The 20,832-nt window shown below is 44.5% G+C and carries 18 protein-coding genes and 1 pseudogene; 8 read left to right on the forward strand and 11 right to left on the reverse strand.

The annotated features are described in order from the left end of the window. The first annotated feature begins 102 nt into the window (after nucleotides 1–102). Together folE and EIZ48_RS18925 are read left to right on the forward strand one after the other, a co-directional pair. Nucleotides 103–756: a GTP cyclohydrolase I FolE gene (gene folE / locus EIZ48_RS18920; protein ID WP_160654719.1), complete on the forward strand. Its 654-nt coding sequence runs from the start codon at nucleotides 103–105 to the stop codon at nucleotides 754–756. Nucleotides 757–842: 86 nt separating this feature from the next. After that, the gene (locus EIZ48_RS18925) at nucleotides 843–1,793 is read left to right on the forward strand and encodes a LysR family transcriptional regulator (RefSeq protein WP_160654722.1); all 951 of its coding nucleotides are present in this window, start codon (nucleotides 843–845) and stop codon (nucleotides 1,791–1,793) included. Between the two features lie 14 nt (nucleotides 1,794–1,807). On the opposite strand, the gene EIZ48_RS18930 is transcribed toward EIZ48_RS18925, so the two are convergent. Further along, on the reverse strand, nucleotides 1,808–2,704 hold the full coding sequence (locus EIZ48_RS18930) for a YjjW family glycine radical enzyme activase (protein ID WP_160654726.1): 897 nt from the start codon (nucleotides 2,702–2,704) through the stop codon (nucleotides 1,808–1,810). Then, nucleotides 2,670–4,205 carry a YjjI family glycine radical enzyme gene (locus EIZ48_RS18935; RefSeq protein WP_160654731.1) on the reverse strand — a complete coding sequence of 512 codons (1,536 nt, stop codon included), beginning with the start codon at nucleotides 4,203–4,205 and terminating at the stop codon, nucleotides 2,670–2,672. Before EIZ48_RS18935 ends, EIZ48_RS18930 begins: the two co-directional genes overlap by 35 nt. Before the next feature lie 532 nt (nucleotides 4,206–4,737). Here EIZ48_RS18935 and EIZ48_RS18940 point away from each other — a divergent pair. Next, nucleotides 4,738–6,450 carry a L,D-transpeptidase family protein gene (locus tag EIZ48_RS18940; protein WP_160654734.1) on the forward strand — a complete coding sequence of 571 codons (1,713 nt, stop codon included), beginning with the start codon at nucleotides 4,738–4,740 and terminating at the stop codon, nucleotides 6,448–6,450. 88 nt (nucleotides 6,451–6,538) lie between these two features. On the opposite strand, the gene EIZ48_RS18945 is transcribed toward EIZ48_RS18940, so the two are convergent. Further along, nucleotides 6,539–7,486 carry a TerC family protein gene (locus tag EIZ48_RS18945; protein ID WP_160654737.1) on the reverse strand — a complete coding sequence of 316 codons (948 nt, stop codon included), beginning with the start codon at nucleotides 7,484–7,486 and terminating at the stop codon, nucleotides 6,539–6,541. A gap of 1,011 nt (nucleotides 7,487–8,497) precedes the next feature. On the opposite strand from EIZ48_RS18945, the gene EIZ48_RS18950 reads away from it, so the two are divergent. Together EIZ48_RS18950 and EIZ48_RS18955 are read left to right on the forward strand one after the other, a co-directional pair. After that, nucleotides 8,498–9,994, forward strand: coding sequence for a methyl-accepting chemotaxis protein (locus EIZ48_RS18950; protein ID WP_500690609.1), 1,497 nt, complete (start codon nucleotides 8,498–8,500; stop codon nucleotides 9,992–9,994). Nucleotides 9,995–10,240: 246 nt separating this feature from the next. After that, on the forward strand, nucleotides 10,241–10,399 hold the full coding sequence (locus EIZ48_RS18955; protein ID WP_160654743.1) for a hypothetical protein: 159 nt from the start codon (nucleotides 10,241–10,243) through the stop codon (nucleotides 10,397–10,399). A 139-nt stretch (nucleotides 10,400–10,538) separates the two neighbouring features. Here EIZ48_RS18955 and EIZ48_RS18960 read toward each other — a convergent pair whose 3' ends face one another. From EIZ48_RS18960 to EIZ48_RS18970, 3 genes are read right to left on the reverse strand one after another with little or no spacing between them, the layout of a single operon-like run. Then, nucleotides 10,539–11,783, reverse strand: a complete 1,245-nt coding sequence (locus tag EIZ48_RS18960) for a carbohydrate porin (protein ID WP_160654746.1) — start codon at nucleotides 11,781–11,783, stop codon at nucleotides 10,539–10,541. Between the two features lie 13 nt (nucleotides 11,784–11,796). Continuing rightward, the gene (locus EIZ48_RS18965) at nucleotides 11,797–12,429 is read right to left on the reverse strand and encodes a DUF3299 domain-containing protein (RefSeq protein WP_240153021.1); all 633 of its coding nucleotides are present in this window, start codon (nucleotides 12,427–12,429) and stop codon (nucleotides 11,797–11,799) included. Nucleotides 12,430–12,483: 54 nt separating this feature from the next. Continuing rightward, nucleotides 12,484–13,875: a metal-dependent hydrolase family protein gene (locus tag EIZ48_RS18970; RefSeq protein ID WP_160654750.1), complete on the reverse strand. Its 1,392-nt coding sequence runs from the start codon at nucleotides 13,873–13,875 to the stop codon at nucleotides 12,484–12,486. A gap of 469 nt (nucleotides 13,876–14,344) precedes the next feature. Between EIZ48_RS18970 and glgC the strand changes: the two genes are divergently transcribed. Together glgC and EIZ48_RS18980 are read left to right on the forward strand one after the other, a co-directional pair. Beyond that, the gene (gene glgC, locus EIZ48_RS18975) at nucleotides 14,345–15,565 is read left to right on the forward strand and encodes a glucose-1-phosphate adenylyltransferase (protein ID WP_160654754.1); all 1,221 of its coding nucleotides are present in this window, start codon (nucleotides 14,345–14,347) and stop codon (nucleotides 15,563–15,565) included. A gap of 412 nt (nucleotides 15,566–15,977) precedes the next feature. After that, nucleotides 15,978–16,382, forward strand: a complete 405-nt coding sequence (locus tag EIZ48_RS18980) for a hypothetical protein (RefSeq protein ID WP_075767333.1) — start codon at nucleotides 15,978–15,980, stop codon at nucleotides 16,380–16,382. A gap of 70 nt (nucleotides 16,383–16,452) precedes the next feature. On the opposite strand, the gene EIZ48_RS18985 is transcribed toward EIZ48_RS18980, so the two are convergent. Together EIZ48_RS18985 and EIZ48_RS18990 are read right to left on the reverse strand one after the other, a co-directional pair. Continuing rightward, nucleotides 16,453–17,859 (reverse strand): basic amino acid/polyamine antiporter, encoded by a 1,407-nt coding sequence (locus EIZ48_RS18985; RefSeq protein ID WP_160654757.1) that lies wholly within the window; start codon nucleotides 17,857–17,859, stop codon nucleotides 16,453–16,455. A 197-nt stretch (nucleotides 17,860–18,056) separates the two neighbouring features. Beyond that, complete coding sequence (locus EIZ48_RS18990) at nucleotides 18,057–18,530, reverse strand: cell division inhibitor SulA (protein ID WP_160654760.1); 474 nt, start codon at nucleotides 18,528–18,530, stop codon at nucleotides 18,057–18,059. 296 nt (nucleotides 18,531–18,826) lie between these two features. Here EIZ48_RS18990 and EIZ48_RS18995 point away from each other — a divergent pair. Next, nucleotides 18,827–19,221, forward strand: a pseudogene (locus tag EIZ48_RS18995) (integrase core domain-containing protein); the annotation flags it as partial. Between the two features lie 74 nt (nucleotides 19,222–19,295). On the opposite strand, the gene EIZ48_RS19000 reads toward EIZ48_RS18995, so the two are convergent. The 3 genes from EIZ48_RS19000 to EIZ48_RS30100 all read right to left on the reverse strand — a co-directional run. Then, nucleotides 19,296–19,901 carry a dTMP kinase gene (locus EIZ48_RS19000; RefSeq protein WP_160654763.1) on the reverse strand — a complete coding sequence of 202 codons (606 nt, stop codon included), beginning with the start codon at nucleotides 19,899–19,901 and terminating at the stop codon, nucleotides 19,296–19,298. Between the two features lie 294 nt (nucleotides 19,902–20,195). Then, nucleotides 20,196–20,480, reverse strand: coding sequence for a ParE family toxin-like protein (locus EIZ48_RS30705; protein WP_439126586.1), 285 nt, complete (start codon nucleotides 20,478–20,480; stop codon nucleotides 20,196–20,198). A gap of 12 nt (nucleotides 20,481–20,492) precedes the next feature. Beyond that, a partial coding sequence (locus EIZ48_RS30100; RefSeq protein ID WP_369127482.1) for a hypothetical protein occupies nucleotides 20,493–20,832 on the reverse strand: 340 nt, incomplete at its 5' end.

A 20,832-nucleotide genomic window follows, 5' to 3' on the forward strand; every position in this document is an offset into this window, starting at 1 on the left:
GTATTTTGTGTCATTTACAGGTATCCTGCGGGCTGAATTATCGCTGGCAGTTGATTTCGGGCATTTAAACAGCATTACGCCCAGGCCGGTTGGAGGGAAAGAATGACAGCATTAAGTGAATCTGCATTGAAGGTGCGTCAGGCACTGGAAGAGCGCGGACTTGAAACACCTATGACTGACAAGGTGGTAAGTCGTGAGGAGAAGAAAGAGCGAATTGAGTATCACATGCGTGAAATTCTGGAGCTGCTTTCGTTAGACTTATCAGATGACAGCCTGATGGAAACGCCGCAGCGCATCGCCAAGATGTATGTGGATGAAGTCTTCTCGGGTCTGGATTATGCCAATTTCCCTAAAATCACCGTTATCGAAAACAAGATGAACTGTGATGAGATGGTTCGAGTTAAAGACATTACGCTGACCAGTACCTGTGAGCATCATCTGGTAACTATCGACGGCAAGGCGACAGTGGCCTATATTCCTCGTGGAAAAATTATCGGCCTGTCGAAGATCAATCGTATCGTCCGCTTCTTTGCCCAGCGACCGCAGGTACAGGAGCGCATGACACAGCAGATACTGGTTGCCCTGCAGACATTGCTGGAAAGTGATGATGTGGCGATTACCATGGACGCGACGCACTACTGCGTTAAAGCACGCGGCGTGATGGACGCAACCAGTTCGACCACAACGACCGCGCTGGGTGGTATTTTCAAGCGTAACCCAGCGACCCGCGCAGAATTTCTTAACGGCCTTCGTTAGAGTTAGACATGACCGTCTAGCATGAATTTACTAAATGCCAGTTGGGTTACCAGCTGGCTTTTTTTGTCTCCGAGCCTTGTTTATCTATGGATTTGATTAAGCTTTCCCGAATCAGCATGAAACACCTGGTCACGCTGCATGTGATGCTGGATACGCTGAGCGTAACAGCCAGTGCAGAACGCCTGTGCCTGAGTCCCTCGTCCGTGAGCAAAACCTTGGCACAGCTCCGGGAAAGCCTCAATGACGAGCTCTTTTATCGCCATGGCAATCAGCTTGTTGCTACGCCGCTGGCGCGTCGGTTGGGGCCAACAGTCCACCAGATGATCAACGAGATGAATCAGATGCTGACTCAGGAAGCGTTTGATCCGTCTCGTTACGAAGGGCGCTTTTCTCTTGCGATGCGGGAAAGTACCTTTGAGCTGCTTGCTGCCAAGCTGAGTGCCAGAGTGCTGGCACAGGCACCGGATCTGCGGTTGGAAATCTGGTCGAAGGACAGTATGGGCTTTGAGGGGCTGACAAAAGGCCAGCTTGATTTCATTATGTTGCCGCATGATCGCAGTCAGCCGCCAAGCTCCCAGAATAACCTGGTGTGGGAAACCTTGATCGATGATGAGATGGTGTGCCTGATGAACCCGGCGCACCCGTTGGCGGAGCAGGTATTAACGATTGATGACTACCTCAGCTATGGTCATGTCAGCATCATGGATCATGACTTGAGTGTCCCTTTCTTTGAAATGCAACTGGCGCAGCAGCACCGCAAGCGCCGGGTAGCCATTACCGTTGCCGATTTCGGTAATGCGGCCCTAATGTGCCATCACAGCGATCTGCTGTTCACCTGTTCAAAGCGGTGGGCGAGTACAGCCATGCAGGCAAAAGGCCTGATCACCAAACCTCTTCCGTTCAATTATGGCGAGGTGTCATACAGTTTGGTTTGGCACCAGCCCAGTATGAACGATCCTGCTCATCGCTGGCTGTATGAACAGATCCTGGAGTGCTGCCGGGAGGCAGAGGCTGCAGAGGAAATAGAGGATGAGTGATTTTCATTGTCTGCCTAGCTTTCTAGTATTATTGCCGGCAAAACCACATTCCTCACGCTTAGCTGAGTAAGTTGCTCGGCAAATGCAGTTATCTCTTCTTTGCTACACGTGGGCCAACTCAGTGCTTCGCCCGTTACGCCATGATGCTGGAAGGCATTGAGGCGGATGCGGGTATTCTCATCAGGTAACATAACGAGATAGTCAGCCAGCGCAGCAATTTCTGATTCGAAGTCGGTAATTGTCGGAATGACTAATAACCGAAGCTCGTGCAGTTTGTTGTGATGACTAAGCAAGTGGATGGACTGAAATACCCTGTGATTATCACGGCCGGTTATCCAGCGGTGAGTGTCTTCCTGCCAGGCTTTCAAGTCGATCATTGCGCCATCAATATATGGGATAACTTTTTTCCACCCGGTTTCGCTCAGGCTGCCATTACTGTCAATCATGCAGCTTAGATGCTGAAGATCCGAATTCGATTTTATCGCCTGAAAAAGCTCAATGATGAAATTAAGCTGTAAGGTCGCCTCGCCGCCTGTAACCGTAATACCGGTAATGAACAGGCTATTTTTGCGGATGACCGCAAGCATATCATCAACGGTATACTGCTGTGTTTTCGGGCTCGACTGGTTAGGGCAGACAGCAAGGCAGGTATCACAATGGGTGCAGGCATCGGCATTCCAGCGAATTTGGTTTTTATCTTTTGCGCCTGCAACCATGCTAAGCGCATTGGCTGGGCAATGCTCGATACAGTCGCCGCAATGATCACATAGCCCGATGGTATGCGGGTTATGACAGTTCTTGCAATTGAAGTTACAGCCTTGCAGGAATATGACGAGCCTGTTGCCAGGCCCGTCGACGCAAGAGAAGGGCAGTATTTTACTGACCGTTGCAGTAGCAAGGCGACTGTTCATACGAAACAACTCTTGGTTTGCGGTTTAAGATGCCGGTATTGCTGGCTGCTTCTGCGCCAAGACCGGTGGTGTTGGTGCGCGAGCCGTTTTCTTTGAACTTGGCAATATCCGACAGCTTGATCATATAGCCTGTTACTCGAATTAAATCGTTCGATTCGACGTTGGCGGTAAACTCACGCATACCCAGGCTTAGTGCACCTTTACAAAGCTGGTACATTGCCTCGGGGTTGGACTTCACCGTTTCATCGATAGTGATAATATCGCTGATACCGGATGTGTAATACTGGTGGTGTTCGGCCAGAGCCTGAATATGGCTGACAGGATCCGGCTCTGTGCCGTAAGGTATGCGGACTCCCGGTGTGACATCAAGATCCAAACTGATCCCACCTTGAGCGTGTAGCAGCGCGCGATCATTATAGCCGTATGTTACTGGCGTTGTTTTGACGATCTTATTCAGTGCTGATGAAATTTGATAACCAAGTTGGTTGGCTACTTCGTCATGGCCATAGCTTGCCTGTGTGTGTTCTTTCTCTAGTAAAATATTAACGGCCTCGGCCATACCGTATATACCGAACATAGGGGCGAATCGGGATTCATCGATTAGCTGCTCGTCGACCAGGAAGCTATCAAAGAAGTGAGAGTCTTGGTGTAAGAATGTCGTACGGGCTTCAATCAGCTCGTACATAAGTGAAGCGTAATGTGGCAGCACTTCCGAGAGAAAATCTTCCTGGTTTTTCGCTTTTAGGGCGACTTGCTTCAGGTTTAACCGAACAAGAGTATTGGCGCCACCAGCCAGAGGGAGCGAGTTGTAGCAGCTTACAATACCAAACCCTTTTTCGTCATAGGCATTGGCATGAATCGGATAGTTGGCAATATGTGGCTTGCTGCATTCACAAATATTCTGCGCTGCGATCCGAAGAAGCTCATCTGGTGTGACTGCCGGGTCGTACATAAAGGTTAAATTCGGAGCTACCTGCTTCAGTTCTGCATCAATGCGAAGGATGGTACGGCAGACAATATTATCTGTTGGTCCGATATTAACATGCATGAAGGCATCGGGCAGGGTGCGATCTAGCATGATCCAAAATAGCTTTAGTTTTCGATAAAGAGTGTCTTCATCGACGCCATCGGCAAAGGGCATCAGTATGTCGTCAAGTTGCCCGAGGTAAACCGGAATGTTGGTCACTGATGGAACATGGTGGTAGAGAATTGTCAGGGCATTGAGTGCTTCATCGAGATCTTTAGGTGCCGATAGCTCTAAATATCGAGAACCTTGTTGAAGGTACTTAGTATAATCAGGCAAAACATAACGAGGTTTGAACGGCGCGTTGCCTTCGAACATATCGCAGATGATGCCTTCATCCATTGCGGCCTTAACTGCGTAAGTAACCGGGACATTGGGAAGACTGGCATCGGCCTCTAAAGCCAGATAGGAAGATTTCTGCTTTGGTGTCAGTGTAGGATCGGTGACGATTTGGTGGAGTTTTGCCTGAATGGTCATAACTAATACCCATTTGAAACTTATGGTTACCACACTACCTTTTTTAGGTGATTTCCTGAAGTGAAAGTCTGAAAAGCTTGTTTTTGCGAAATGGAAATCCGCACTCAATGGTCACAAATTTACTTACCTTGTAATTGTTGTTATTTTTGAAATGAACAGGGAACAATAAATAAAAATCTGTGTCATATAAACCTTCATTTAATACAAATGAGCTTTTTTGTAATAGAAATGAATAGTAATAATTAATTAAAAAACACTATTTACCATATAAATAGCAATAAAAAAGTGCTAGCAATCAAAGTGAACTTATAAAGCGTTATTTGATAATAAGTTGTTGTTATTAAAGGTAAGTAAGAATTAATTTCGAAGGTGAGAACACTATAAACTTGTCATAGTGTGATTTTATTGACTAAATTTTAACATGCAGACTAATTATATAGGATGTCGTAATTAGACTGGTGATATAAATGATTAAGCAATCATGGACAGAGAGCATTAAGCGCATTCTTCCTTAAACTAAGGACTGTATATAATGTTCAAAATGATTCGGACAGCTCGACTTGGATTTAGCTTGCTTTCCCTTATGCTGGTAACCAGCCCGGTGGTGATGGCCGTTCAAAGCCAAGCAAGCCAAAGTCAAACCGGTCAAACTCAGGCTGCTCGCAGCCAGTTAGATTGGCAGTTGCTTAATAAGCACGAATTAACCAGTCAAAATCAGTTATGTCGGGATTCCATCCAGTCCAATCTTTATACCTATAACGTCTGCTTTCCTGCCGCTGTTGCAACAATCTACAAGGAAAATGACTACTTTCCAATTTGGGCAGACGACACATCACGTCAAGAACTCTTGGTTCAGTTGAAGTCATTGGTCTATGCCGATCTGGTTCCGGGGCTGGATAAGCGTCTCTCTGAACTTGAAAGTCTTGTTCAATTCCATGATCTACGAAGCTTTGATCTTCTTGCCACGGATTCTCTGTTGATCTATCAGGCAATCATTGCCCAGATACAAGCTACCCCTGGTTTGCTGTTCAAGCACCATTATTTAACGGTTCCTACGGGCATATCAATTGAGCGACATCATTCACTTTCTGCTGCATCGATAAAGGGTGAGCTCAATCGCCTTCGTCCCCAAATCAAGCGCTTCGAACGCTCGGTTGCACTTGCTGAGCGGCTTCGTAGCCAGACTCCTCATCAATTGAATTTCACCGGGAACAAGCGTTTGATCAAAGAGGATCAACCCATCGTTCAAGGCCATTTGTTGCTTGATGTGCTCTATAGCTATGGCGATATTAGCCAAATTGATTATGAGGTACTGAGTGATCATGAGGAGGTCAGGAATACAGGAGAGGTCACCTATGCTATTAAAGCGTTCCAGCGTCGGAACGGGCTCGAAGATGATGGTGTTATCGGTCCGGCGACAGCGAGACAGCTTGCCTTGCCTTATTCAGAGGTTGCCCGGGTAATTGCCCTGAATTTACAGCGAAGCCGTTTCGGAACCAAAGCGGCGGACAGACCGTTAATTCAAGTTAATATACCGGACTATATGTTAAGGATGACTCAGCAAGACCAGGTGCTTTTCGAATCCAAGGTGATCGTAGGCAGAACAAGTCGGCCAACATATTTGTTTTCATCCTCGCTCAATACCATGGTCGTCAACCCTTACTGGAATGTGCCCACGACCATTAAGCAGGAAGATGTCATTCCGAAGGTGAAAGAATCAGTCAACTACCTGGCTGAGAAGAATTTAAAGATAGTCAAAAGCTGGCGAGATCGCAGCGTTATCTTGCCAGAGCAGATTGAGTGGAGCACGGTGGATCCTGAAACCTTCCCCTACGAGTTTCAGCAAGGGCCAGGACCGGCCAATGCATTGGGAAAGGTGAAATTTCTGATGCCTAATGACTACTCCGTGTTTTTGCATGATACGCCCGCACGAAGCCTGTTTAACAAGAAAAGGCGCAATTTTAGTTCCGGTTGCGTAAGAGTAGAGAAAGCCGATGAACTGGCAGAATTAATCTTGCAGCATCAACGTCGTGAAGGAATTGCGCCTTACCACCAGATGGTTAGCGATGAGCAACAAGACACGGTGAGTCTGGCACGAAGGGTAAATGTTGATTTCATGTATCTGACAGCCTGGGTTGACGAAAATGAGCAGCTCCAGTTACGTGAGGATATTTATGGCTATGACCGTCCCGGAGAGAAGAGTGTCGAGCCGCAATATATCACCTTGAAAGACTTCAGGTATTAGTTAGTCTGAACTCACCAGGGAAAAGCGAGAGAAAAGCCTGATCCCTTATTGAGTTCAGGCTTTAGTGTATACCCTAGCTAGTCTTTTATTACGAAGCCGTTGCGGTTCGTGTTTTCCATAGCGAGCCAATTATCGCTGTCGATATTGTCAGAATGATGACAAACAACGAAACCGGTGTCGGGATAGCCCAGCTGGTTTCCATCAATAGCATTTTGATACCAATAAAGCTGAGGATGAACGCAAGCGCCGGACGCAGGTAACTAAACCGTGTCAGCATACCCTCTAGAACAAAGTACAATGAACGCAGTCCGAGCAGGGCAAATACGTTTGCAGTTAATACCAGAAATGGTTCCTTGGTTACCGCAAAGATCGCCGGGATCGAATCCAGAGCAAACATAACATCTGTCAGTGCAATAACGGCGATAACAATCATCAGCGGTGTCGCTATCCAGCCTTTGTTATCCTTGATAAGGATTTTCGTACCCTGATAGTTATCACTTACCCGGAAGCATTTCTTAACCAGCCTAACTGGTGCTGAATCCGAGAAGTCTTCTTGCTCGTCGTCCTCTTCGCGCCATAATTTATAGCCCGTATATAGCAGGAATGCAGCGAACACATAGAGTACCCAATGGAACTGGCTTAATAGCTCGGCACCGACTGCAATCATGATCCCGCGAAGGATTAATGCGCCGACCACACCAAGCATCAGTACTCGGGGACGAATCGCTTCAGGGACGGCAAACTGGCCGAAGATCAGGGCAAATACGAACAGGTTGTCGACACTGAGCGACTTTTCCAATAGATAGCCTGTTAGAAATGCCGTTGCAGCCTCACTGTTGGTATAACTACTGTCTGGGGCCATTTGCTGCCAATACAGATAGAGCACAACATTAAAGGTCAAAGCGAGTGCAACCCAGAATAGGCTCCAGATAGCGGCCTTTTTGATAGTGACCTTACCGCCACGGGTTTGGTACAAGTCCAGCGCCAGCATGATGACAGTTAGAACAGCGAACCCTTCATAGCTAAAAAGGCTCATGGTTTTCTCCTTCCGAATGTGCGCGGAAGGGACGGGTGACGTAAGAAAAGCCTGACCTTCCACGCATTATAAAACAGCACAAGTGTGCATTAATAATGGCGTTGGTCTCGTCAGAATGGTGCTAAATGTCATGAAATAACAAGCAAATCCATTCTCGACTGCCGGAAGCATGACGCTTCGGGATGACGACAGGCGAACAATTGGTGACTACTCCCCAAACAGGGGCATTCTATGAAAACTTTGGGGTAAGCGCTATCATTATTTCCCTCTCTTTCACGTATTTTTACAAGCTTCCTTACACAACTATTGCAAATGGTATTAGTGTTCGTGATGTTGATCATAACTTCAATAAATAAGCGCTCATTCTTATTCGGATAGCTAATTGGTATTTATGGATTTACTGTTAGTATTCTTTGTAATTGTTAGGGAATTAATAATTACATCTTTTCAACTTTTTTCTTAACAATTATATGCGGCATGCTCCTTAGGTGTTTTTCGGCTATTTTTTTTGAAGGTGAAGGCTTAGAAATGGCAAGTTTATCTCTTGTTAAGAAAATAATAACGGGTGTTTCGTTGCTGGTTTTATTCATTGCATCAATTGGTACCTGGATGGCGGTGAATAAAATTTCAGATTTAACGCAAACAAATATACGTAACGGGTTGGCGACACAAGTGAGTGAGAAAGCTCAGTTCGCAAAAGGCTATGTCCTTAAATATCAAGCTGTTGTAGATACATTTCTTAATGGTCCAGATTTGCAGGATTTTATCGAGCAAAGAAATGACCATGAAGAATTATTGAATTCAAAGGAATACAATTCAATCTTGAAATACATTAACAGGATGAATGAAGTTGACTCTAATTTATTCAGCTTATTTTTCTCTCTGGATAAAACGGGAGAGTATTTTGATTCCTCTGGGCGATATTTTGATCCAAGTGTTGATTTAAAGCAGCGGCCATGGTGGAAAACAACGATAAATAACAGAGGTCCCTGGTTGACCACGGCGATCGATGTGCGAAACGGTAATCTAAATGGTGCTATTTATATGCCTGTTTATGATGACTCTGGTGCATTAAAATTCATCGGCGGAGCCGACATAAAAATTACTGCTTTGCAAAAAGCCCTGTTGGATGAAACGCGTTATTTAGGTCAAGGAACGCCTTTCTTATTCAACGGTAATGGCGATGTGATGCTGTTTTCAGGTATGGATTCTGAGCAAGTTAAAGAGCTTACACTAGAAAAGCTGGATCGAGAAAATGCAGGGTTCTCACAGTTGCGCCAGGCTGAACACAATACGGCCACCTGGTTCTCGGAAGTCGAGTGGCAGGGACGCAAACAGCTAGTGGCTATTCAGGATATTGCTCTTGACTACCCGAAAATGGACTGGAAACTTGCACTGATGGTGCCAATGTCTATGGTCGAAGAACCGGTCAGTGCCGCCAGAATGCAAGCCATTATATTCGCAGTATTGGGCGTAGTGGTGCTTGCTGGTGCGTTGGGCTTGTTCTGCATGAAATCTTTGGCTCCATTGAATCAAGCGGCGATGGCTATGCGGGATATCGCTCATGGTGATGGTGATTTAACCCAGCGTCTGAGCATGGAGCGTGAAGATGAAATTGGCCGCGTTGCTGTGGCATTTAATGATTTTGCCAGCAAGATCCAAGGTTTGATTAAACATAGCCGTGAATTGGCCGGGCATGTAGAGCAGAACAGTCGTGGGATGGAACAGACTATCAAGGCAACCAATGATGCTGTTCAGGTACAAAAAGATGAGCTGGACCAGATTGCTACCGCCGCTACTGAAATGGGGCACGCCGTTCGTGAGATTTCTGCTAACGCCGAGCAAACGCGTACCATGACCCAAGATGCCGAAGGACTGGTCTCTACAAGCCATACCACAGTACTGTCGGCTATCAGGAATGTAGAACTGTTGTCGGAAGAGATCTTCAATGCCGAAGAACTCGTACTGAATCTTCGTCATGACGCTGATCAGATTGGTCAGGTTCTCGGTGTTATCAGTGATATTGCCGATCAGACAAATTTGCTGGCGTTGAACGCGGCGATTGAGGCGGCCCGTGCGGGTGAATATGGCCGGGGTTTTGCCGTTGTTGCCGATGAGGTACGCAGCCTTGCCAGCAAGACGCAGCAGTCGACTGTTGATATTCGGAAAATCATCGAGCAATTGCAGTCTAATACTCAAAACGTGGCTTCTGTGATGGGGCGTAATCGAACTCAGGCTGAGCAGACAACCACGGAGTCACGAAACGTCGGTGAGGTACTGGATCAAATTATGAGCGCTATTTCAAACATCCAGGCACAGACAGAGCAAATTGCCTGCGCGACCTCCGAACAGACCGAAGTGGTCCAGGAAATCGGCCGCAATGTGAATCGTGTTAATGATATGGCTGATGAAACAAGTGCCCAGATGGAGGTTGCAGTGAGTGAAACTCAGCAGCTTAATCATAATAACGGTGAGCTACAGAAGGCGATAAACCAGTTCAAGGTGTAGGTTACTTGTTCCTCTGCGTATAGAAAACCTATAAATGGTAAGCCCGTGACTGTCATCGTTGCGGGTTTTTATCTTTCAGGGAAAGGTGTTTTAAACTGGCAAAATTTCAAATTGATACAATACTTAACCGATACTGAATGTTGGTTTTTTAATCAGTGCAAAAAAAGATTCTTGAATAGATAGCCGCGTTTTGATCCATTCAACTTGATATTGTCATAATGAGCCTAATTTCATAGGGAATAGATTATGGAAAGAAAAATGCTGATTCGGAATATTTCTTATATGGAGCGCGAGCTATCTCAAATGAAAAAGGAGTTGGCGTCGCTTGATGCAAGGTGGGAGCAGCAGGAGAAAGGTGACTACCGGCATATTGAAGATGATGTAATGTCGGATGACCGACGATAGAGCTCAGCACAGGTTGAATTAACGTAAAGGGGATGGTCAAAGCCATCCCCTTTGCTTGTGAGGAACAAGTCAGCAGCCGGGTGAGCGGTGAACGTCCATAAGCCGTATCAACAGTAAAGCTATTACATACGATTAATGTCTATATAAATATTCGCCCTCTAAGGCCAAGCACAAAGACATTGCTTTCGTCTGAAAGCAGCGGGTTATTGATCCATTGTAGATCCGGAGTGAGCTGAAAGTAGCTCCCAAACTGCATGTTGTAGAAGACTTCTACGACGGATTGGCTATCATTCGTTCCCCAAGCCTCTTCGTTTGCCTGACTCCAGTTAATGGCAAAGCCAAGATTATTATTTGGTGCACCTAGTGAAAAGTAGCCAAATCCAGCCGATATCGAGGTTTCATACAGTGCAGCATCGCCCTCAAATGAGAAACCACCGCGCAAGAACGGCATGATATGCGGTGTGACAAAGTAACTGAATGAGTAATTCAATCCCTGACTTGTAAGCGCACTATGCCTGGCACTTCCGTCATCATTAAATGTTGGGTCAATATGCCAGTAGGTCAGGTGCATGTTATCGGTGTAGATCTGTTCTTGTGAGGCGGTCCAGCCAAGCTCTACAGAAGTAAAAAAATCGTTGTCGTTAAAGAAAGTATCAAAACCTTCAAACACATCTTCAAAGTCCGAACGCCCATTAGCATCGGCCACCCCCGCAACGACATAGATATTGTCGGTAATCATATGGCCGGCAGAGAGGGACAGTAGGCCATCATCTGGTAGGCCGATTGTACCAGCCCCTGTCTGGAAGGCTAAATTGGAGAATGCAGTCCATGGACTAGCCAGAGCGTAGGTATCAACATAGTCGGTTACATCCTGAAAGCCCACAATGAATGAGGTATTACCGTTGTTCAGACGTTGCTTCCAATAAAGGTTCGTAAGGCGACCACCTTGGTCATTAAATGCTGGCTGAATGAGGCCAATGTAGCCTAAGCTTTCTTTACCACTGAAACTAGAAAGAAAGGCATAATCTTTAGGAGGGGTATCAGAGTAGGCATGACGGTGCTCAACTTTCCATACTAAGGAACCCATATTTTGGGTAGCATGCCCCACGATGTCCCACTGACCATAGAAACGAGCCACGCCACCACTGGTATTCACACGATTCCCTTCGCTACCATTGGCAGAATTAAAGCCAACCGCACTATAATCGATTCCGAAAGTAACGCCTTCTTTTGCAAGTTCTTCACGCCATGAGCGTTTTTGGGCAGTCTGTTCCTGAATAGTATTGTCTACGGAATCAGGGCCTCCAAAATTAGCGGCCGAGACAGACGTTGGGAGCAACGACGCAACCAGGAATCCGCTGACATTGATCTTAGTGTGCAGCATAATCTACCTTTAACTATCTATAATCAAACACTTTTGAAGCATTGAGACTATAGCCCGTGGTGATGTGGCTAGCGCCGTCCAGAATGTAGACTTCTTCAGACATGATCTTTGAGATGATGGTTCCTTCGACCCATACTGGGTGTTGAACAGTTCTCATCTTATATCCTTCAGGGAAAGATATGCGGATAATCTGGTTTGGTGGAGGTGGCGGCATATGTATACACGCCCCGGCAAAAGGTACGAGTAGAAAGTCGGTTGTTATCATTGCATCAGAAAATTCGATGGGGACTAGAAAGCCAGGGATCCGGACTGTTTTACCGTCGAACGCCCTAGTGGTTGTTTCAGCCGCCTTTTTCTGGGTTTGTATGTACACTTCTCGCAACTCAAGCAGTTCATCGGCATCGATGCCTTCCGATTTTAATTGCGCTTTCATTGATTTCAAACGCTCCAGGTCATGCGGGGAGCTAGAGTTCATCAAGGTGAATATTTGTTGAATTTGCAGCCTGTTTTCGTAACTGAGAGCTGGAAGGGTTACCTGATTGTCAGGCATTTCAGGCCTGAGTTTTTGCCAGTCAAGAGTGATCATCTCGCTGGCAAAACTACTTAAAGATGCCAATATAAGTAGAAATGGAATAAGTCTCGTCAAAGCTATGCTTCCTTACAGCTAATATCAAAAATAACGTAATCAAGGTCGGTAAACCTAGAGAGTGTTCTTATAGATAACGCCATCCTTCATGATTAGCCGAATCGTCTCGGGACTTTCTGGACGCTTTTTCGCGTCAAACCATTTGTCGCCAGTACCGACCACAGAAAAGTCTTTTAATGGGTTGCCATCAAGCAATAGGATGTCTGCATAAGCGCCAGTTTCGATTACCCCCAATTTAGCGTTAGGGTAAGGGTTGGTGAAGTCACCTGTTAGTTTAGAAATCTCCCCACCGATTGATGTCATCGTTTTCAATGATTCATAAGGTCCGAAGAACTCGTTATTTAAGTGTTTTTCGTAAGCAATCTGAATATTGCACGCATCGACAGAGCCTACGCAGTCCGTTTGGAATCCTCGTTTAACCGGGCATTCCTTCATATTTGGTATGTAGTTTTTAAATGTTTCGGTTGCTGATTTCGCTTTCGCTAGACTAGAAGGGACATTTTTAACTGCAGGAATGTCTAAAAGGCCAGGGTCAAATGCTGTCAGGTTCGTGGTTATATACGCGCCTTTGTCATTCATTTTTTCAGCTATTTCACAGTCGAAGGCGAAACCATGCTCAATAGAAAGAACCCCTGCATCAAGAGCGTTAAGGATCGCTTCTTTACGATAGGAGTGAGCCATTACATAGCTGCCATAACTCTCAGCAACAGCCACTGCGGCTTCAATTTCTTCCGGGGAGCCAGCCAGAAGCTGCCAGGGGTCAAATGCAGATACCACCCCCCCAGACTGCATGTATTTGAGCTGTGTTGCGCCCATACGAAAATTGTTGCGGGCGTACTTCTTAACCTCAGCAACGCTGTCGACTTCTTGTGAGAGGTTTAGGCGGCCGAAGTTTGTTTCTGTACCAACAGGAGCAGAGTAGTTTGCAAAATCAGCGTGTCCGCCTCGAGTGCCAAGAAAAGCTCCTGATGGATAGTAACGAGGGCCTATAATTTCTCCTGCATCAATTGCTCTTCTTAGACCGCCGTTAGCACCACCTGCATCACGCACTGTTGTGAACCCTTGCATGAGATACATTTTAGCCATCCGAGTGCCGTGGATGGCAAAATCTTCCCAAGTCTTATCGGCTTCCATCGCTGGCAAGTTGGGGCCCATTAACATCAAGTGAGCGTGATTTTCAATGAAACCAGGCGTCAGGGTTTTACCTGTTCCATCGATGACAGTTGCATCACTTCGCGCATTAATCTCCTCAGCAGAAATTGTTTTGATGATATTTCCTTCAACGAGGACATGGTGTTTTTCAAACAGCTTATTTTCAATACCATTAAATATATCGACATTCTTGAAAATAATTTGTTCTGTTTGTTGTTTATTAGGGCTTTCTTCTGTGGCATGAGCGATGGAGGTTATTGCAATTAGCGTAGGAATAAGAATACAACTCTTCATTTTAACCCCTTGTAAAATAATGATTTGTCGCTATTGGTGCAATGATTATCTATATGAGAAATATAGTGAAAAGACCTCAGAAGGAAGTTAAGACCAGGCTTATTGTCTTGTCAATATCATGTCGGATATAGGTCTTACTTCAATTCAACAATGATTAAATATATCAATAATAATAAATTTCTCTTTTTTAAGAGGTAATGAGTAATTCTCGCTGGAACGAGCTCTTGGATCATCATGAAGCAAAGGCTTTGCTCTATTTTACTAAACTCATAGGGCTCCAATTAAGTGCAATGCACTATTGTCATCCCAGTAATGGTGCAAAGTAATAACGTGTTAGTTCGGTGTGTATCCGCCATAAACGGTACTGGGGCAGGAGGGTCGAAAGGTTGTGGCTAAGTCGAGGAGGATCCAAATACTGGCTTGATCCTTGCTGATAATGTTTCAAGCCAAACTAAAAAGGGGATATCCGATGAAAGATGAGACCATAACAGTTATTCTGGCTGGTGGAGAAGGGAAACGCTTGTCACCGCTTACAGATAATCGCGCAAAACCTGCGGTACCTTTTGGCGGTAAGTATCGGATTATCGATTTTACCCTGGCGAACTGCCTGCATTCAGGACTAAGGCAGATTCTGGTTCTGACACAATACAAGTCCCATTCACTTCAAAAACACCTCCGTGATGGTTGGTCAATTTTCAATCCTGAGCTGGGTGAATATATTACTGCAGTGCCGCCACAGATGCGCACCGGTGATAGCTGGTATCAGGGGACAGCCGATGCTATTTACCAGAACTTGTACTTGCTTTCGCGAAGTGCTGCCAAGTATGTTGTTGTGCTCTCCGGTGATCATATCTATCGCATGGACTATGCCCCAATGCTGAAGCACCATAAAGAATCAGGCGCCGAGCTGACAGTCGCCTGTATGGAAGTGCCCAAAGAAGAGGCAAGTGCTTTCGGCGTTATGGCGGTGGATGATCAATATCAGGTAACACAGTTTGCCGAGAAGCCTGAAGACCCGGCGACTATTCCCAATCAACCGGATTCCAGCTTAGTTTCTATGGGGATTTATATCTTTTCGATTGATGCTCTGATCAGTACGTTAGAGAGTGATGCTATCAACCCACATTCTAGTCATGATTTCGGTAAAGATATCATTCCGGGGCTAATCGACAATCAAAGCGTCTTTGCATATCAGTTCGGTGGGGAAGAGGGACGTGTAAGCCAGGACGCCTACTGGCGTGATGTCGGCACAATCGATGCGTATTACCAATCAAATATGGATCTGCTAAAGGTACAGCCTCCATTGCAGTTGTATCAGCAAGACTGGCCGATCCGCACCTACGAGCCTCAGCTACCTCCGGCACGTACCGTTTCATCGGCGGCTGGTAACGAGGGTATTTTTATTAATTCGATTATCTCTAGTGGCGTCGTTATATCCGGCGGTTCAGCACAAAATTCAATATTATTTCCAAAGGTTACAATCGAAAATTCAGCAGTGGTGATAAACAGTATTTTATTTGAAGGCGTCACCATTGGGGCTGACTCACACCTTGAAAATTGCATTATAGACAAAAATGTTAATATTCCTCCCGGTACCATAATTGGTGTAAATAAAAAGCAAGATAACGAACGATTTCACGTGTCAGAAAATGGTGTGGTTGTTATTTCTGCGACTCAACAATTTTCCTAGATAACACAACTATATGGATGCTTGCAGGGAATAAACTCTTGTCAGCATCAAATTATATTAAGCAAAGTAATAATAGACAGAACATTAATTGTTAATTATATGTTTTGTCTGTGTTGCTTTGTTTGTGCTTGTTATGCGGTTTCGCGAAAGAAAGTGAAGAAAATTGTAGGTTAGGTCAATATTTCAGCAACGTGAAGCATGTGTTTTGAAAGTTTTGTTGATGTTAATCAATTGTTTGATAGGTATTTTAATATTGGTTTTTAGGCTATAAAAGTAAGATCAGACGCAAATTTTGAAAAATAAACAATTCCTCAGAAACAAGTTAGTCGTATAGTTGAATACGGTTACAAGTAGATGCCAATCGTCACACTGAGTCGTAACAACAGTGGTTATGTTTCTTTTAAGGATGATTATGGAAACATCAGTTGAAATCTCAAAAAATAGTAACGTCGTGTTTGATTACACATCGTTTTTATCTGCATCTTGTAAACATAGGATGACTTTTAGTGATGCATTAAAGGCGTTAATTCCGGCATTTGAAATTTCATGGACATCTTCATTGCCAAAAGAATTAACCGAGTCAGAAAAATTACAGATGCAGGCATTAAAAGTGCTGTCAACCAATACCAGTGATTCGAATAATTTGATCCGTTTGCTGCGCTTGGCACGAGCTGAACAGATTGATGAATTATTGATTACTTTGCCGTATGCCCTGGAAAGTGAGCAGCTTGATCAGATTGAAAGCAGAGCCAGTTGTAGGATTACCATGGCGTCTGATAACGGTGAGGAACTGAGAGTCCATATGGTTGAGCCTTAAATGCCGAGTTGTTTGAAATCAAATAAAAAGCCAGCTGTTGAAGCTGGCTTTTTTCTTGGTTGGTGATAACTCAGATCATTCCCTGCCATAGCATTCCCACGGCAAGGCATGCTGCGACGGTCAGGAGGCTGGCTGCTGCTTTCTCAGAGCCAACAAAGATATCTGTGTTTTGTTCTCGCTTAGCCTTGATATAGAAATATAATCCAGGCAAATACAGCAACGCAGATAGTAGCAGGTAGTTCAGGCCAGACGCGTAGAGTAACCAAATACCGTAAAGGCTTGCACCCAAACCGACCCAAAACAGTGAGCCTCGATCCTTGCGCTCGATAGCCAGTTTCAGCGTATAGGCACCAACGAGGAAGTAAGGAACCAAAATCATTTCAGATGCGATTGCCAGCAGCATATCGTAGGTACTACCCGCAAAAACAACAAAAAACAATGAAATCTGAACGCAGCCGTTTGTCAGCAGTAGGGCATTTACCGGGCTGCCGGCTTTGTTTTGCCGGGCTAGGCTTTTCGGGAACATGTTGTCTTTTGCGCCCAGGTAAGGGGCTTCAGAAGCCAATACTGTCCAGCTCAAGAAGGCGCCACAAACAGAAATCAGTAACCCACAGCCAATGATGACTGAACCCCAGGGGCCTAAAATTTCTGTCAGTACTCGTGCCATGGACGGGTTCTGATAGGTAGCCAGCTGTTCGGTGCTGATCACGCCCATAGAAAGCAATGTCACCAGCACATAAATAGTAAGGGCGGTCAATAAACCTAATATGGTTGCACGGCCAATATCTTTGCGGCTCTTAGCTCGGCCTGAAACAACAACCGCACCCTCGATACCGATAAATACCCAAACCGTTATGAGCATGGTGCCTTTAACCTGAGACAGCAAATCATGCTGCTCGCCAAAATGCATGCCGGTGAAGTCAAAAACAAAGGTATCCCATTGGAAGGCAATCAGAGCACAGAAAATGAAAAGAAACAGCGGGATCAGTTTGGCAATGGTTGTGATCATATTGATCGCTGCGGCAGTTTGGACACCGCGTTGTACGAGAGCGTGAACTACCCACAGCAAAACAGATGCTCCTGCGACGGCTAGCCAGGTATTGCCATCACCGAACAATATCATGTCTGGTTGGTCAAACAGCATTCCGAGCGTACTAAACACAATGACTAGGTAGGAGACATTGGCAAGCATGGCGCTTAACCAGTAACCCCATGCTGAACAAAAGCCAATGAAGTCACCGAAACCGGCTTGGGCATAGCCAAATACGCCGCTTTCAATTTCTGGTTTAAGTCTGGATAAATGTTGAAAGGAGAGTGCGAGAAAAATCATTCCGATTCCCGTGATTGTCCATCCAATCATCACGGCAGCAGGGCTGGCCACGTTGGCCATATTTTGGGGAAGGCTGAAGACTCCGGCTCCAATCATTGAACCGATAACGAGCGCTGTTAATGCACCCAACCCTAGTTTCTTTTCCATTTTATAGATCCGGTTTAAATGACTAACATTTTGTACGTGTTAGGTATTTTATTATGCTTTTGCTTCTTATTGCACAAGAATTGCGACGCACATTGTACAAAATGCAGTTAATAGCACTGTTTGTTGTACTGGATCAAAAAAGCCACCAATAATAATTATTTAGTGGCTTCTTGCTGGTTGGATTTTGCACAGGTTAACTAATGTATAGTCACTTTTGATTTGCTGTGGCGATTGATGACAAAAGCATAAGATGAACCAGCTTCTGCAGCATGACGAATGTCCTCGCACTCGAAATCTTCAACATCACCTGTTGCAATAACAGCACTGCAATTTCCTGTGTGTAGTGCCTTTTCCATCAATGCCTGATCAGACAATCCTTTTTTATTTTTTAACAGCAGCACTTTGTTCAAATCGACACCAGCGCTTTGAAGCAGGTTTTTGTCAAGCATGGCTTCATCACCGATAAACATGATCCAGCGGCTTTGTTGACTGGCTTGCTTCAAGATACGGAGGAAGTAGGCCAGTTGGGTCTGCTTTTCATCTGAGAAGCAAACCTCAATAGGGCACTTTACCGGTTGGACAAGCGCTGGTGAACTAGTAAGGGTTGCAAAAGAAGATTTATAGACTTGTGATGCAGAAACCGATTGTAGGTTGTCAAATAGTGCTGTCATTGTTCGTCATCCTTACTAGTGGTTATTTATACATGCTGTATGTCTATACAGTAGTTTTATTCAGACAGGGTTGCAAGCACTTTTTGTCGATAAAATCGCAATCAATGGATAAGGAAATTTCGCCTTAAGACTGTTTTTAAATTTAAGTCACTGTTTATTAATGAATATTAGTACAGGCTCAAATTGAGTAGGTATCTGAGTGAAAATAGGCAGGTTATGTATTGGGTTGATAATATTGAGGTATGTCACACTAATAGTAGTGGTTTATACAGTGGTTAACCTATTACGGTAGCCGATTGCTCAATGATAAAGTCTTGCCGTTCTTCGAGGCTCACAAGCTTCCCATGCTCAGGATACTTACAGATCGAAGCGCAGAATACTGTGGCCGTGTTGAACAACATGACTATCAGCTTTACCTCGCTATTAATGATATCTACCATACGAGTCGCCACAAACGAATGGTATCTGTGAGCGCTTCCATAAGACGATATTAAATGAGCTCTACCAAGTTACGTTCAGAGAGAAACTGTATGGTTCGATGGAAGAGCTGCAGAGAGATCTGGACGAATGGATGGACTACTACAATAATTATCGTACTCATCAAGAAAAAATGTGCTGTGGCAGAACGCCAATAGAGACATTAGAAGATGAGAAATCAATCTGGGCCGAAAAGAATCTAACCCAGATTTAATCTAGCAGTTACCGAGTCAAAAATGGGTAACTGTCAGATCAGATTTGAATTCGTACAATTTAATTTGTGACAACTTAATTACTTCCTCCAGAAAGAACGCGATCAATCCGATCTTTCATTAGTTGGTAATTTTCTTCCACAGACCGACCACACTTTTCTGATGTGTCAATCTCTACAATGGGAATATCAAACCACTGAAATATCTTTTTGTAGGCTGTTTCTACACAATTATTTTGCGTTACTGCATCGCCGTACCACTGAACAGTGCCACCTCGGGCCTCTATCCTGCGGTTTATTGTTTCAGCATCGGCCTTAACAAAGACTATTACGTCTGGAAGAAGAATATTTTTGGCAATGTTAAGTGTATCAAAGATCTTCTTGACGATATCTTCTTCGAGCATAATTGTCTGGTATGCCAAGGTTGAAAAGATATACCTGTCTAGTATGACATCTTCAGATTCTAATTCTCCCGAAACCTCATGACTCTTCAAGAAGTTGTTCATCAAAAAAAAGAGCAAAGCGCTCTCCTTTGACTGGTAGGAGTCAATGACATTTCTCAGCTCCTGTGCTTCTAGTACTACCGCGGAATGAACAACGGAGTTTCTCTCTTTCGCGTAGAGTGAGCTTAGCGTTGTTTTTCCGCAGGCATCCAGTCCTTCATAAACGATAAATCTATTCATTTGTTCCTCATTTCTTCTTATTGGTAATGTGACAAAAGTTTTTCAGTACTAAATGGAGTATCTTTTTGCTGCGTCCAAAACATATTTCACTTTTCATTTAAAAAGTAACACCCACCGGTAACGAATCTGGACATAAAGCATTCAGGAAAAGTGCCATAGTTATTCTGAGTGGAATTAAAAAACTAGGGTGAAGTGATTTAGTGGCGATTCACAAACATTTCTCATTCCACCCCAAATTAGTTGCTGGGTTACATAACATGCGTTATCAGCTCAAATATTAAAATGCAGTTCTGTTTATATTTTCTTTAGCCAGTGATTATAATCGGCATGGCTCAAGCAAAGATAAGGGCCATGATGTCGTTGGTTGCTTTTCACTACCACTCGATAGTTCTTACTGATTGAATAGCTGATGTAGTTACGGTTGCGTGTTAACCGCTTTCCCTTTAGCTGACTTAATGTGAATGTATTGGATGCAATCTTATCGCATAACTGTATGGCCTTATGTGTAATGTAAGGGGGCAGTTGCCCCCTAAGGTGATCAAGTTTGCGATGAGACAGCAATATATGTTGCTTCTCCATCGATTACTCCGGCTATTTGTTACCTTTTTGATTTGGGTTCATTTGCTTACCACGGTTGCCTTGTGCCTGGTCATATTGACGGTTAGTACCTGGAGTTCCTTTATTTGAGTTTTGTTGGTTACCTGAATTGTTTATTGGAGTGATTTTTTTAGACATATCTGATTCCTCTATAAATGTTGACTTATGTGCTTCTTCATAAAGCAGATGAAGTGGCATAGTTAATTTGGCCACCTGATTAGAGGTGATATCATCACCTCGGAAGTTAACAGGTGACACAATGACAAAACGTAGTAGAAGAACATTTAGCCCCGAGTTTAAACTTGAAGCCGCACAGTTAGTTCTTGACCAAGGC

Origin of the sequence: Photobacterium alginatilyticum (assembly GCF_009910675.1) — a bacterium.
GTDB classification, from domain to species: Bacteria; Pseudomonadota; Gammaproteobacteria; order Enterobacterales; family Vibrionaceae; genus Photobacterium; species Photobacterium alginatilyticum.

What these genes read in the sequence shown, in the direction of transcription:
- folE (WP_160654719.1), top strand. Translation starts at nt 103, where the DNA reads ATGACAGCATTAAGTGAATCTGCATTGAAGGTGCGTCAGGCACTGGAA.
- EIZ48_RS18925 (WP_160654722.1), top strand. Translation starts at nt 843, where the DNA reads ATGGATTTGATTAAGCTTTCCCGAATCAGCATGAAACACCTGGTCACG.
- EIZ48_RS18930 (WP_160654726.1), bottom strand. Translation starts at nt 2,704, where the DNA reads ATGAACAGTCGCCTTGCTACTGCAACGGTCAGTAAAATACTGCCCTTC.
- EIZ48_RS18935 (WP_160654731.1), bottom strand. Translation starts at nt 4,205, where the DNA reads ATGACCATTCAGGCAAAACTCCACCAAATCGTCACCGATCCTACACTG.
- EIZ48_RS18940 (WP_160654734.1), top strand. Translation starts at nt 4,738, where the DNA reads ATGTTCAAAATGATTCGGACAGCTCGACTTGGATTTAGCTTGCTTTCC.
- EIZ48_RS18945 (WP_160654737.1), bottom strand. Translation starts at nt 7,486, where the DNA reads ATGAGCCTTTTTAGCTATGAAGGGTTCGCTGTTCTAACTGTCATCATG.
- EIZ48_RS18955 (WP_160654743.1), top strand. Translation starts at nt 10,241, where the DNA reads ATGGAAAGAAAAATGCTGATTCGGAATATTTCTTATATGGAGCGCGAG.
- EIZ48_RS18960 (WP_160654746.1), bottom strand. Translation starts at nt 11,783, where the DNA reads ATGCTGCACACTAAGATCAATGTCAGCGGATTCCTGGTTGCGTCGTTG.
- EIZ48_RS18970 (WP_160654750.1), bottom strand. Translation starts at nt 13,875, where the DNA reads ATGAAGAGTTGTATTCTTATTCCTACGCTAATTGCAATAACCTCCATC.
- glgC (WP_160654754.1), top strand. Translation starts at nt 14,345, where the DNA reads ATGAAAGATGAGACCATAACAGTTATTCTGGCTGGTGGAGAAGGGAAA.
- EIZ48_RS18980 (WP_075767333.1), top strand. Translation starts at nt 15,978, where the DNA reads ATGGAAACATCAGTTGAAATCTCAAAAAATAGTAACGTCGTGTTTGAT.
- EIZ48_RS18985 (WP_160654757.1), bottom strand. Translation starts at nt 17,859, where the DNA reads ATGGAAAAGAAACTAGGGTTGGGTGCATTAACAGCGCTCGTTATCGGT.
- EIZ48_RS18990 (WP_160654760.1), bottom strand. Translation starts at nt 18,530, where the DNA reads ATGACAGCACTATTTGACAACCTACAATCGGTTTCTGCATCACAAGTC.
- EIZ48_RS19000 (WP_160654763.1), bottom strand. Translation starts at nt 19,901, where the DNA reads ATGAATAGATTTATCGTTTATGAAGGACTGGATGCCTGCGGAAAAACA.
- EIZ48_RS30705 (WP_439126586.1), bottom strand. Translation starts at nt 20,480, where the DNA reads ATGGAGAAGCAACATATATTGCTGTCTCATCGCAAACTTGATCACCTT.